Here is a 12460-nt window from a genome sequence, read left to right as displayed (position 1 = left end):
TGACGCGCCCGCATGTACGCCTTCTCCGGGTGGTAGTGCGTTGCCTTGAGGACCTGCTTAAGCCAATCGGAAATACCATGGAGCGAATCCTCGACGGTCGATTTCCACAACGTCTTTATATATGTCATTGGTCTGTATTCCGATCCTTCTGGAAAGGGAACCCACCACCCTGAACGTCACATAGCAAGTCGCATGCCATAGCCCCGCAGTGTGGCCCACCCGACTTGGTCATAATCGGGAAGGGACGTCATCTTCGTCCCGTATCGTCGCGCCCGAACCTGAATCCTTGGCAATTTCCGGCAAGCTTTTCCTGCGCAAGCGCGCCGCCCAGATGAGGGAGGCGACCGACAGCAGCAGGAAGGTCAGGGCGATGGGGCTTTGGACCAGCGGCAGCAAGCCGTCGGCCGCCAGCATCTTGCGGAAATTGGCCTCGAGCAGCGGCCCCAGGACGATCCCCAGCACCATCGGCGGCAAGGGGTAGCGCAGGCGTTCCAAACCGTAGCCGACGAGGCCAAAGGCGAACATGACCCCGATGTCGAAAATGCGGTTGTTAAGCGAGAAGACGCCAACCACGCACATGGCGATCAGGATCGGCTGCAACCAGAATCTCGGAACGTAGATGACCTTGACCAGCGCCCTGACCGACAGGAAAAGCACCAGCATCATGACGACGCTGGAGAAGAACAGGGAGAAGTAGATCCCGTAAAGCACTTCCGGGTTGTTGAGGAAGAGCTGCGGCCCCGGCTGGAGGCCGTGGATCATCAGCCCACCGAGCAGCACGGCCGTCGTTGGATCGCCCGGAATTCCAAGGGTTAGTGCGATGATCAGCGCGCCGCCGATGGTCGCGTTGTTGGCGGTTTCCGAGGCGATCACGCCCTCCACCGCACCTTGACCGAACCTTTCGGGCGTTTTCGAGGCGTTGCGCGCCTGAGCGTAGGCAATCAGCCCCGCCGGGCCTCCGCCCAGGGCCGGCATGACGCCGACCCAGGTACCGATCAGTCCCGATCGCAGGTAGTTGAAGGCGTTGCCGGTCATGTCGCGCCGGCTCGGCAGGATGTTCGCCATGGCCGAAACCGGCCGTGGCGTCGCCCCGACCTGGCGGTCCGATTCCTTCATCATCTGCGACACGGCGAAGAGGCCGATCAGGGCCGGCAGCAGGTCCAGCCCCCCCTCCAGTTCAGGAAACCCGAAATCGAAACGCGGCAGGCCGTCCACCGGAGTCAGGCCGACACAGGCAACCAACATGCCGATGATGGCGGTGATGAAACCGCGCGACGTCGAAGACCCGGTGATGGCGGCCACGGTGGTCATGGCGAACAGGCACACGGCCGTGTACTCGGCAAAAGAGAACTTGAGGGCGAAGGCGGCCAGCAACGGCGCGAAGGTGACCAGACAGATCGCGCTGATGATCGTTCCGGCGAAATTGGCGACGATGGCGTTGCCGATCGCCGCCCCGGCTCGCCCCTGCTGCGCCATCGGAAAGCCGTCGAGCACGGTCGCTATCGAGGCCGGCGTTCCCGGTATGCGGATCAGGATGGCCGTGACGAATCCGCCGGACATGCCGCCGACGAACACGGCGATCAGAATGCTGAGTCCCGCCTCGGGCGACATCGCGTAGGTGATCGGGATGAGCAGCGCCACCGCCATCGTCGGGCCGAGGCCCGGGACGATGCCGATGATAAGCCCGCCAACCACGCCGAGAATCAGGAACACGAGGTTCCACGGCTGCAAGACGTTCGCGAGGGCGGCAATGATGACGCCGAGGTCGATCGACATGTCCTACCCCAGAATTCCGCGCGGCAGAATTACGTCCATGCCGTACTCGAAGATCGCGTAGACCAGGCCGGTGCCGGAAACCGCCACGACCACACTCGAAACAACAGCCCGCGCCGACATCGGGCGCAGCCACAGGCTGTAGATGAACAGGGCCACCGGTGTAATGATGAAGAATCCAAGGTAGTCGAGAAGGAAGACATAGACGACCCCACCGCCGAAAACGACGAAGGACCGCAGCGTAAAGCGCTCCGCCGCCCCGGCGGCGACGCGTCCCTTCACGATGTGCCAAATGGCGATCGCCGCCATCGCGGCCAGCAGGACCCGCGGCCAGAAGGTCATGCCCACCGGATCCCAGTTGAAGGTCCGGAAGAAGAAGGTGTCGTAGAAAAGTCCCGCCGCGACGACCAGAAGTACGACGCCAACCCAGCGGTCGATGGGAATTTCCGAGCCGTCCCTCATGGGTCCTCGCTACCCTCGATTATGGGGGAAGCGCCGCCTTCGGCGCTTCCCTACCCGAACGTCCCATCGGCTAGAAGCCGAGTTTCTTGCCGATCTCCATGGTCGTTTTATGCTCGGCTGCGATCAACTTGCCGAAGTCCGCCGCCGCCAAGAACTGCCATTCGAAATCGATCTTCTTCAATTGCTCCTGGAACTCGGCGTTTCCACCGAGTTTCTCGATGCCGGAGGCCAACGTGTCGATATCCTTCTGCGGGGTCCCTTTCGGCGCCCCGAAGCCGTAGAAGAGCCCGGCCGTCAGATCGAACCCCTGCTCCTTGGCGGTCGGCACGTCAGGAAGGAACGCCAGGCGCTTGTCGCTCAGCACCGCCAGGATGCGAAGCTGGCCTGACTTGTGCTGACCGGCCAAGCTGGATACCGGTTCGACCAGGGCATCCATATGGCCGCCGAGGACGCCCGCGATCTTGTCGGCGCCGCCGCCAGCGTTGACCAGTTTCATCTTGGTGCCAAACACATTTTCGACCTGCGCCGCGACAAACTGCGCCGGAGTCCCGACACCCATTGCCAGGCTGACCTCGCCCGGCCGCGCCTTGGACGCTTCGTAAAGGTCCTTCAGGTTTTTGTACGGGCCGTCACCCTTCGCGGTCACGGTCAACGCAACGAAGCCGATGTTGGCGACCGGCGTGAAATCGCCGATCGTGACATTCGCCGACTTGGTCGCCTCCCTGACGATCATCGCATTGGTCAGTTGGGTGATCGTGTAGCCGTCCGGCTTGGCCTTGGCCGCCTGCGTCCAGCCGACGGCGCCGCCGGCCCCGTCGATGTTGACCACCGGCATCTTCTGGCCGAGGATTTTTTCGAGATGCAGGGCGGCAATTCTCATGATGACGTCGGAACCGCCGCCTGGCTTGTACGGGATGATCAGCTTGATCGGCTTCGAGGGATAGTCGGCCGCCTGAGCGGTGAATGCGAGCGCCAAGCCGGCCGCCAGCAGCGGTGCCATTAACAGTATTCGTCTCCTCATCGGTACCTCCTCTTCCAATAACGGCGTTTTGTCGAGTGGGCGATGGAATCTCCGTTCCTTATCGGCCCACCGAGATGTCGTCGGGAACCGAAAGCCCGAGCCGCCGGAAGGCCTCTCCGGGAGCGTCGGCCTCGCGCATCAGTCGGGTCATGAGATCGACGAGCCTGGTCTCCACCGCCGGATCATCGATTGGGAACTTCTGGCCGGGATCGGCTGCCAAGTCGTAGAGAGCGTTCCGGGCATCCTCGATGGTCTGCCCCTTCATCGGGCTGCCCTCCGAGTTGACGTTTGCCGGGATCCGCATGACTTGCATTCCCTTGGTGAAACGGAACGGTCCGGCCATGACCGTTCCGTCGAACTCCTTGGGATCGTAAAGGGTGCGCATGTGGGTCGGCATGACCGTGTATTGATAGAGGTCGTGCCCGTCCGAAGCGGTCGGATAGCGGAAATAGGTATAGCGGCCGTCGGTGACATTCACGGCGGCGCCGAACATGCCGTAAAGGCAGGCCTCGCGAACCGGCTTGTCCTCGGCCAGCACCCGACACAGGTCGTGGCCCTGCACGTCGGCCGGCGGCGTCACGCCGTACAGTCCCAGCAGCGTCGGCATCACGTCGACGGTCTGGGTCAGGGCCTGCCGGCGGGTGCCGCCCTGGCCGACGAAATCGGGATGGTAGAACATCATCGGGATGCGACAAACCTCGTCGAAGCAGGGCATGCGGTTCTTGCCCCACCAGTCGTGCTCGCCGAGCATGAAGCCGTGGTCCGCCGTCAGCACGATGGCGGTGTCCTTCCACATGTCGAGGCGGTCCATGGTGTCGAGCAGTTTGCCGAGATAGTGATCGACCATGCGCACGCTGGCCAGGTAGTTGGCCTTGATCTCGGCCACTTCCTCGGGGCTTTCGCAGACCCGCCGGTAACGCGGCCAATCGAGGGTCGGGCCGTCGTATCCGGTCTCCAGGCCCTCGCGGAAGCGAGCCGGCGCGATGAACGGCTCGTGGGGGTCGTAGTATTCGACCTGGAGCAGCCAGTTGTCGGCGTCCTTGTTGGTCTCAAGGAACTCGATGGCCAATTCGGTGTTCTTGGCGGTCGGGAAGTCGGCCTCGTCGCGGATATACTCGCGGTTCACCAGGTTGACGGCGTTCAACTCGACGTCGCGACGATCGGCGAACCGCATCTCGTGGATCGACCCGCGCCATTTTTCCACCGGCAGGTCGACCAGCCCCTTCCACTTGTCCTTTTCCTGGCCGCGGACGAACTCGAAGGAACTGTAGCGACCGTGGTAGCAGACGCCGCCGTCCTCGAAATAATGGTAGTGGTCGGTGATCAGGTGCGAATAGACGCCGTTCTGTTCCAGGATGCGTGGGGCCGAGTCGTCGAATGGCTCGAGCGGTCCCCACTGGTTGTGCAGGAAATTGATGCGGCCGGTATGCATGTCCCGGCGGGCCGGGATGCAGGGCAAGCTGCCGACGCAGTGGCTGTCGAAAACGACCCCGCGCTCCGCCAACCGCCTGAAGTTCGGCGTGGCAATGGCCGTGCCGCCATAGCACTCAAGCGCGCGCCGGTTCAGCGAATCGAACAGCAGGAAAACCGTCCGCATTCCTTGGCATCCCCCTGGATTATTGGACTGACCAATTTTACCTATTATACCAATCCAAGGCAGGCAGGCAACCTAATTTCCAATTTCTTCTCTCGCGCGACACAAGATAATAATTTGAGCTTGCCTTCCAACCCGGTATATTGATTGGCCTGACCACATTGGTCCGGCCAATCAATGCGGAGAGCCGCCATGCCCCTGCGCGCCGCCGATACCACACGCCTCTACCAGCAGGTCGCCCAGCAGATGGAAGAACGCATCCGGGCTGGCGAGTTCAAAGTGGGCAACCGCTTGCCCGCCGAACGCGCCCTGATTTCGCACTTCGGGGTCAGCCGGTCGGTGCTGCGCGAAGCACTGATCGTATTGGAACTCAAAGGATTGGTGGACATCCGGATGGGTGCCGGGACCTTCGTGGTCGAGCCCAGGGACGAGTCGGCAGGAGAGAGAGAGGCCGGCCTGTCCTTCGACGATGTAGGTCCCTTCGATATCCTGATGGCGCGACGCATGGTCGAAGCCGAGACGGCACGGCTGGCCGCTCTCACTGCGGCTCCGGACGATTTGACGCGCATCAAGGCGGCGTTGGACCAAATCGAACGGGATACCGCCCCCTTCGTGATGCGGCATGTGGCCGATCGTGCTTTTCACATCGGCATTGCCAAAGCGACACGGAATCCGGCGCTCGTCACCATCGTTTCCGGGCTGTGGGATCGATATCGCCGTTTCATGATCAGCGAGGCCGGAGAGCTCGCTCGGCGCCCCGAGAATCTTGGCCCCGCCGTCGCCGACCATCTGGCCATTTACACATGTCTGATCGACCGCGACGGCAACGGGGCCGCCGCCGCCATGCAAGCCCACCTCGACCGCGTCGGCACGTTCCTTTCCAGCTTTCGCAAGCGGCCGCCGGCACCAACGGGAGGGGCCTAGGCACAACGAGGAAGAAAGGATGCCCGCCCCCCTCACTCGTAGGGCAACCCGACGTAGTTCTCGGCCAAGACCGTCATCGCGGCTTTCGAATTCACCAGGTAGTCGAGTTCGGCGCGGCGGATGCCGCGGGTGAAACCATCGTCGTCGGGAAAGGTGTGCAGCAGGTTGGTCATCCACCACGAGAAGCGCTCGGCCTTCCAGATGCGCCGCAGCGCCCTTTGCGAATAGCCGGTCAGCCCCGCTTCGTCGCCGTTTTGGTAATAGGCGATCAGGCCCTGTGACAGGTAGTGGATGTCGGAAGCGGCGAGGTTGAGGCCCTTGGCCCCCGTCGGCGGCACGATGTGGGCGGCGTCGCCGGCCAGGAACAGGCGGCCGTGGCGCAGGGGCTCGGCAACGACGCTGCGCAGCGGCGCCACGCTCTTCTCGATGGCGGGGCCCATCACCAGATGGCCGGCCACGTCTTCCGGCAGGCGGCGCTTCAGTTCCGCCCAGAAGCGGTCGTCCGGCCATTGGGTCACGTCCTCGTCGGTCCGGCATTGCAGGTAATATCGGCTGCGGGTCGGCGAGCGCAGGGAACAGAGCGCAAAGCCGCGCTCGTGGCTGACGTAGATAAGCTCGTCCGCTATCGGCGGCGTCTCGGACAGCAGGCCCAGCCAGCCCAGCGGATAGACCCGCTCGAAGACCTTGAGCATGGCGGGCGGGATGACGGTGCGGCTGACCCCGTGGTAGCCGTCGCAGCCGGCCACAAAATCGCACTCCACGCAGTGGGTGCGGCCATCCTTCGTGAAGGTGACGAAGGGCGCCGCCGTGTCGACGCCCTGGGGCGTCACCGCCTCGGCCTCGTCGATGACGATGCCCTCCATGGCGTCGCGGGCCTCGAACAGGTCCTTGGTGACCTCGGTCTGGCCGTAGATGGTGACGTGCGCCCCGCCGGTGAGGCCGGCGAGATCGATGCGGCGGCGGCGGCCGGCGAAGGCGATGTCGATGCCCTCGTGGATCAGGGCCTCGCGCTCCAGCCTCGCCGCCACCCCGGCTTCGCGGAGCAGGTCGACCATGCCCTGTTCGAGCACGCCGGCACGGATGCGGCCCATGACGTGGGCCCGGCTGCGCTTTTCCAGGACCACGCTGGCAATCCCCCGGCGATGAAGAAGCTGGGAAAGCAGGAGCCCGGACGGTCCGGCGCCGATGATGGCGACCTGGGTTTTCATGGCGGCATCATTCCTTAACCGGACCGCCGGGTTCGGCCGGTCCCTGGGCGCACAGCTGGATGTCGCGGGCAAGCGACAGCACGCGATCGAACTTCTCGGCGGCGAGCGAGCCGTGCGCGTCTTCCAGCACGCGGATGAGCTCGGCGGTCAGCACCTGCAGGGCCTCATGGCGGCTCCGGTGGGCGGTGAGCAACGCCTTGTAATGCATGTCGACGACGAGGATGTGCTTGGAGAGCCACACCTTGAGGAAGTCGGCGATGACGCGGGTCAGCTCCTGCACGTCCATGCCGGCGGCCAGGGCCTGGCGGCTGGCCTTCAGCCACTTCTCGAACTCCTGGTGGGCGTCTTGGTGCTCGGCCAGCTTGTCGTAGTCGGCCGCCTTCATCAGCTGCTCCTCGAAGGTGAAGTGATGATGGACATACCAGTCGAGGTGCTCCAGCACCGGCCCCATGTCGCCGCCCCGCTCGTCGGCGTCGTGCAGCCGGTTGATGAGGCGGATCAGTTCCTTGTGCTGGGCGTCGAGCGAGGCGACGCCGACGCTATAGCCGTCTTTCCATTCGAAATAGGTCATGGCGATGGTCCATGTTGCTTGAGGCCCGATCCTTCACAGTCCGTCATGCCCATTCGCCCTCTCCGCCGCACGGCGGGGGAGAGGGAGGGGACCCATCGCGCCAGCGATGGGGAGGGTGAGGTGGGGGTGCCGCCGTGGTGTCCGCGGGGAATGCTTGCCCCCCCACCTCACCCCGCCCCTCTCCGCCCCCAGGGGGCGGAGAGGGAGATGAGCCCGGCGGCACAAATCCCCTTGCCATCCCGCTACCCTCCCAGCAGATGGGGCAAATAGAGGCTCAGCCCGGGGACCGCCACGATCACGGCGACGCGCACGATTTCCGAGCAGAAGAACGGCATGACGCCCCTGAAGACGTCGCGCATGGCGACGTCCTGGGCGAGCGAGCTGATGATGAAGACGTTGAGGCCGACCGGCGGCGTGATGAGGCCCAGTTCCACCACGATGAGGGCCAGGATGCCGAACCAGATCTTGAGGTCGGCGCTATCCATGCCATAGGCGGCCATCGCCGCCGTCACCTCCTCGCCGCCGTTGATGTGCACCAGTACCGGCCAGAAGAACGGCACCACGACCAGGATCATGGCCAAGCTTTCCATGAAGCAGCCCAGCACGATCAAAATCGCCAGCATGATGACGAGCACCAGCCACGGATCGAAGCTGCTGGCCCCCGCCCAATCGGCCAGCGCCGCCGGCAGGCCGGCCCGCGTGAAGAAGCCCTTCACCACCTCGGCGCCGAACAGGATGAAATAGATCATGCCGGCGGTGACGGCGGTTTCGAGGCCCGAGCGGCGGATGCCCTCGCCCGAGAGCCCCTCGCCGTGCAGCCGGAGCAGCAGGCCGTAGGCGAGGATGACGAAGACGCCGATGGCGGCGGCCGGCGTCGGCGTGAAGAGGCCGATGCCGAGGCCCAGGATGATGCCCCCGAAGATCACCACCACCGGGGCCAGACGCAGCAGGGCCAAGCGGCGGGTGGTGGCGTCCATGGGCGGCGATGCCGGCGCCGCCCCGGGCTTCAGGCGGGCGATGAGGGCGATGACGGTGATGAACGAGAAGACGGCGATGAGGCCGGGGATGACGGCGGCCTGAAACATCTGGATGATCGAGCCCTCGACGATGATGGCGTAGATCACCAGCGCCACCGAGGGGGGAATGAGGATGCCCAGCGTGCCGCCGGCCGCCAGCGTGCCGGTGGCCAGCCGGGGGTCGTAGTTCATGCGCTTGAGTTCGGGCAGGGCGACGCGGCCCATGGTCGAGGCAGTGGCCAGAGAGGAGCCGCACACCGCCCCGAAGCCGGCGCAGGCGCCGATGGCGGCGATGGCGACCCCACCCCGGAATCGCCCGACCAGGGCGTTGACCCCCTGGAAGAGGTCGCGGCTGAGGTTGGCGTGCGAGGCCAGATAGCCCATCAGCACGAACAGCGGCACCACCGAGAGGTCGTAGTTGGCCACCGTGTTCCACAGCAGCGTCTTGAACTGCCGCAGGTACGGCTCGAAGCGCAGGAACGGTACGGCGAGGCTAAGCGCATAGTTGCCACCGATGCCGACCACCACCATGCTGACGCCGACCGGGATGCGCAGCATCAGGAGCGTGAACAGCACCACGATGCCGGCGATGCCGATGATTTCGCGCTCACCCATCGGCGTCCCTCGCGAAGGCCTGCATGCCGGCCACCGCCGCCCACAGCAGAAGAGAGACGACGCCGGGCAGGTAGAACGGCCACACCGGCCAGCCCAGCACCGGGGAGAGCACGCCGTCGGCCCGCGTCTCGGCGAGGCCGACCGCCATCCAGTAGGCGAGGAACAGGGTCAGCGCGGCGACGGCGATGAGCGAAACGAGGTCGAGCGCCTTCTGCACGGCGCGCGGCGCCATGGCGGTGAAAAGATCGACGGCGACGTGGCCGCGCCTGAGCTGGCAATAGGGCATCAGCATCAGCCCGGCAACACCGGCGGCGAGATCGACGAAATCCTCGTAGCCGGGCAGCCCCGAAACCCCGCCGTCGAACAGCCGGGCGATCTTGTCCATCGAAAAGGCGGTGACGTTGATGGTCGTCACCAGGACGATGAGGAGCAGCACGACGCCGGCGGCCAGCGCCCACCAGGTGACGAATCGTTGAACGAGGGCGTGCACGGGGCTCTCTCAGTCCAGCCTGGGCGTGGAAACGCGGCCCGGCCCCCCTCCCTGCCCTCCCCCACAAAGGGGGGAGGGAAGAAAAGCGGAGCGTCGGCGCGACCCCCTCCCCCTCGACCTGCCTGCGCGAAGCCGAAGCGGCTTCGCTTCGGCGAAGGCAGGTGGGGGAGGGTTGGGGTGGGGGTGAGCCGTTCCGTCGGACGGCAAGATGGCGCTAGCGCTTGGCGTGCTTCTGCACGGCGGCCTTGGCGGCGGCGACCAGCGCGGCGCCGTCGAAGCCCTTGGCCTCGTCGATCCAACGCTTTTCGACCGTCCTGCCCCGCTCATCGAATGCCGCCTTGGCCGTTGCCGACAGCTTGATGATCTTGCCTTCCTGCGCCTTTTCGCCGGGCCCCTCGACCTCGTCCCAGACCTTGCCGACGTCGGCGGCGATGGCGGCGCCCGAATTGTCGTCGATCACCTTCTTGAGATCGGCGGGCAGGCCGTCGTAGCGCGCCTTGTTCATGGCATAGAGGAAGACCGAGGTGCCGAAGCGGGATCCATCCTCGCCCTCGACGGAATGCTTTGTCAAATCCTGGAGCTTCAGCGGCAGGAAGATCTCGAACGGCACCAGGGCGCCATCCACCGTGCCCTTGGAAAGCGCCTCGGGCAGCGCCGGGACCGGCATGCCGACCGGTTCCGCCCCCCAGCTTTCGATCAGCCAGGCCCCCGTGCGCGACGGCGTGCGCAGCTTGAGGCCGCGCAGGTCGTCGACGCTTTTGATGGCCTTGTCGCGGGTGTGGATCATGTTGCCGGCGTGCACGTGCACCAGCAGCGGCTTCAAGTCCTTGAAGTCCTCGGCGACCAACTTGAAGGTGTCCTGGATGGCGAGGTTGGTGGCTTCCGCGCTGCCGCCGTGCACGGTCGGCAGTTCGTAGACCTCGGAGCGCGGAAAGACGCCCGGTGTGTAGCCGATCAGCGTCCACACGATGTCGGCGGCGCCGTCGCGCACCTGCCGGTAGAGCTCCGGCGGCTTGCCGCCCATCGACATCGAAGGATAGATCTCGACCTTGATGCGGCCGTTCGACTGCTTGGCGACCTTATCCGCCCACGGCTGCATGAACGACGCCTGGGCCGGCGACGTCGCGCTCAGGAAATGATGAACCGTCAGGGTCACGTCGGCGGCGCGGGCCGGCAGGGCCGCCCCCACCGCGACGACAAGACCGGTGGCCAGAAGGCTGAACTTGCGCATCTCCCTACTCCCCGTTGTTTGCTGCGCACTTGGCGATAGCGAAAGATAGTTTCTTTTAATGGTTATAAAAAATGAAACCTCGTACATTTTGCATACTTGGCCGGTTATGGAATGAGGCGCTTCACCAACGCCTCGGCGGCCCCGACGTGGCGGGCCGGGTCCTTCTCGGCCGGCCAGTCGATGGGGGCGTCGGCCCGTTCGGCCAGGATGTCGAAGAGGTGACGGCCGGCAGCCGTCGCCTCCTTGCAGCAGGCGGCGACCAGTTCCTGCGCCTGCGGCCGTGGCATGTGGGCCGCGAGAAGAAAGGTGGCGGCCTCGGCGAGGATGAGGCCGTGCGTGGCCTCCAGGTGCTCGGCCATGCGGGCGGCATTGGGTTCCAGGGCGGCCGCAAGGCGCTGGGCATGGGCCAGGGCGCCGGCCGTCACCATCAGCATCGGCGGCAGGGCGAGCCAGGTGAGCGGCCAGGCGGCGCCGTCGCGCTCGTGGCGCTGGATCAGGGCCTGATGCAGCGTGCCGACCATCCCGGCGTTGAAGCGGGCCAGCGCCACCAGGGTTTCGGCGGCGACGGGGTTGGACTTGTTGGGCATGGTCGAGGAGCCGCCGCCGTCCCCGGCGGTGACCTCGCCCACTTCCGACTGGCCAAGGAGGACGAGGTCTTCCCCCATCTTGCCGAGGCTGCCGGTGAGAAGCGAAAGCCAGCCTCCCAGTTCGGCGATGATGTCGCCCTGGCTGTGCCAGGGCAGCGGCGGCGGCGCCAACCCCAGCTCGGCGGCCAGGCCCTCCATCACCGCGATGCCGTGCTCGCCGAGGGCGGCCAGCGTGCCGGCGGCGCCTCCGAACTGCACGACCTCCAGCCTTGGGCGCAACTCGGCCAGGCGGTCGCGGTGGCGCAGCAGCGGAGCCAGCCAGGTGGCGACCTTGAGCCCGAAGGTCGTCGGCATGGCGATCTGCGAGCGGGTGCGCGCCGCCATGACCAGGCCGCGATGCGCGCGGGCCTGGGCCGTGAGCGCGGCGATGACCTCTTCCAGGCGGGCCGCGAGCAGGGTGAGCGCGTCTCTGAGCCGAAGCACGAGGCCGGTGTCGACGATGTCCTGGCTGGTCGCCCCCCAGTGGACATAGGGCGCCGCCCGTTTGCCGACGCCTGCCCTGAGCGCCTTGATGAGGGCCGGAATGGGCACCCCGTCGCGCGCCGTGCCGGCGCCGATGGCGGCCATGTCGGGCTCCAGGTGCGCGGCCACCTCGGCGATGCGGGTTGCGGCGTCGGCCGGAATCACCCCCAGCCGCCCCTGCACGCGGGCCAGCGCCGCCTCGACGGTAAGGAGGGCGCGGATCTGCGCACTATCGGCGAGCAACGCCGCCATCTCCGGGTCGCCGAACAGCGGCCCGAGCACGGCGGAATCGAACGGCGAGGTGGTCATGCCCCAGTCCCCCTTCCCGGCGCCCCCCGGCCGCCGGTCCTCAAAATGGTCGCGGCCGGCGGGAATTCCAAGTGCCTTACGCGCAGTGCGGGCATGACGGCTCACCCCCTCCCTGCCCTCCCCCATCAAGGGGGAGG

Annotated in this window: 11 protein-coding genes; 1 reads left to right on the top strand and 10 read right to left on the bottom strand. The window is 65.8% G+C overall.

What is annotated here, in order from left to right:
- Positions 1-228 precede the first annotated feature (228 nt).
- The 4 genes from ODR01_RS21930 to ODR01_RS21915 form a co-directional block, all read right to left on the bottom strand.
- Positions 229-1776, bottom strand: coding sequence for a tripartite tricarboxylate transporter permease (locus ODR01_RS21930; protein ID WP_316979849.1), 1548 nt, complete (start codon positions 1774-1776; stop codon positions 229-231).
- 3 nt (positions 1777-1779) lie between these two features.
- On the bottom strand, positions 1780-2235 hold the full coding sequence (locus tag ODR01_RS21925) for a tripartite tricarboxylate transporter TctB family protein (protein WP_316979848.1): 456 nt from the start codon (positions 2233-2235) through the stop codon (positions 1780-1782).
- Between the two features lie 70 nt (positions 2236-2305).
- The gene (locus tag ODR01_RS21920) at positions 2306-3235 is read right to left on the bottom strand and encodes a tripartite tricarboxylate transporter substrate binding protein (RefSeq protein WP_316979847.1); all 930 of its coding nucleotides are present in this window, start codon (positions 3233-3235) and stop codon (positions 2306-2308) included.
- Positions 3236-3314: 79 nt separating this feature from the next.
- A complete protein-coding gene (locus ODR01_RS21915) occupies positions 3315-4853 on the bottom strand; it encodes a sulfatase (RefSeq protein WP_316979846.1) in 1539 nt (512 codons plus the stop codon).
- 189 nt (positions 4854-5042) lie between these two features.
- On the opposite strand from ODR01_RS21915, the gene ODR01_RS21910 reads away from it, so the two are divergent.
- Positions 5043-5774 (top strand): FadR/GntR family transcriptional regulator, encoded by a 732-nt coding sequence (locus tag ODR01_RS21910; RefSeq protein WP_316979845.1) that lies wholly within the window; start codon positions 5043-5045, stop codon positions 5772-5774.
- Between the two features lie 32 nt (positions 5775-5806).
- Here the strand turns inward: ODR01_RS21910 and pobA are convergent, their stop codons facing one another.
- From pobA to pcaB, 6 genes are all read right to left on the bottom strand, one after another.
- Positions 5807-6982, bottom strand: a complete 1176-nt coding sequence (gene pobA / locus ODR01_RS21905; protein ID WP_316979844.1) for a 4-hydroxybenzoate 3-monooxygenase — start codon at positions 6980-6982, stop codon at positions 5807-5809.
- Positions 6983-6989: 7 nt separating this feature from the next.
- Positions 6990-7553 carry a bacteriohemerythrin gene (locus ODR01_RS21900; protein WP_316979843.1) on the bottom strand — a complete coding sequence of 188 codons (564 nt, stop codon included), beginning with the start codon at positions 7551-7553 and terminating at the stop codon, positions 6990-6992.
- Between the two features lie 242 nt (positions 7554-7795).
- Positions 7796-9184 (bottom strand): TRAP transporter large permease, encoded by a 1389-nt coding sequence (locus tag ODR01_RS21895; protein WP_316979842.1) that lies wholly within the window; start codon positions 9182-9184, stop codon positions 7796-7798.
- Positions 9177-9674, bottom strand: a complete 498-nt coding sequence (locus ODR01_RS21890) for a TRAP transporter small permease (RefSeq protein ID WP_316979841.1) — start codon at positions 9672-9674, stop codon at positions 9177-9179. The genes ODR01_RS21895 and ODR01_RS21890 overlap by 8 nt, the downstream gene beginning before the upstream one ends.
- A gap of 214 nt (positions 9675-9888) precedes the next feature.
- The gene (locus ODR01_RS21885; protein ID WP_316979840.1) at positions 9889-10905 is read right to left on the bottom strand and encodes a TRAP transporter substrate-binding protein; all 1017 of its coding nucleotides are present in this window, start codon (positions 10903-10905) and stop codon (positions 9889-9891) included.
- Between the two features lie 104 nt (positions 10906-11009).
- Entirely contained in the window at positions 11010-12323 is a 1314-nt protein-coding gene (pcaB, locus tag ODR01_RS21880) for a 3-carboxy-cis,cis-muconate cycloisomerase (protein WP_316979839.1), read from the bottom strand.
- Positions 12324-12460: the final 137 nt, after the last annotated feature.

It is taken from the genome of Shumkonia mesophila (genome assembly GCF_026163695.1).
Classification (GTDB): Bacteria; Pseudomonadota; Alphaproteobacteria; order Rhodospirillales; family Shumkoniaceae; genus Shumkonia; species Shumkonia mesophila.
Note: the sequence above shows the minus strand (reverse complement) of the source record. Positions and strands in the feature narration are given on the sequence as shown.

Bases quoted from the DNA above. Each gene is read 5' to 3' on its own strand.
- ODR01_RS21930 (WP_316979849.1), bottom strand. From the start codon at position 1,776: ATGTCGATCGACCTCGGCGTCATCATTGCCGCCCTCGCGAACGTCTTG.
- ODR01_RS21925 (WP_316979848.1), bottom strand. From the start codon at position 2,235: ATGAGGGACGGCTCGGAAATTCCCATCGACCGCTGGGTTGGCGTCGTA.
- ODR01_RS21920 (WP_316979847.1), bottom strand. From the start codon at position 3,235: ATGGCACCGCTGCTGGCGGCCGGCTTGGCGCTCGCATTCACCGCTCAG.
- ODR01_RS21915 (WP_316979846.1), bottom strand. From the start codon at position 4,853: ATGCGGACGGTTTTCCTGCTGTTCGATTCGCTGAACCGGCGCGCGCTT.
- ODR01_RS21910 (WP_316979845.1), top strand. From the start codon at position 5,043: ATGCCCCTGCGCGCCGCCGATACCACACGCCTCTACCAGCAGGTCGCC.
- pobA (WP_316979844.1), bottom strand. From the start codon at position 6,982: ATGAAAACCCAGGTCGCCATCATCGGCGCCGGACCGTCCGGGCTCCTG.
- ODR01_RS21900 (WP_316979843.1), bottom strand. From the start codon at position 7,553: ATGACCTATTTCGAATGGAAAGACGGCTATAGCGTCGGCGTCGCCTCG.
- ODR01_RS21895 (WP_316979842.1), bottom strand. From the start codon at position 9,184: ATGGGTGAGCGCGAAATCATCGGCATCGCCGGCATCGTGGTGCTGTTC.
- ODR01_RS21885 (WP_316979840.1), bottom strand. From the start codon at position 10,905: ATGCGCAAGTTCAGCCTTCTGGCCACCGGTCTTGTCGTCGCGGTGGGG.
- pcaB (WP_316979839.1), bottom strand. From the start codon at position 12,323: ATGACCACCTCGCCGTTCGATTCCGCCGTGCTCGGGCCGCTGTTCGGC.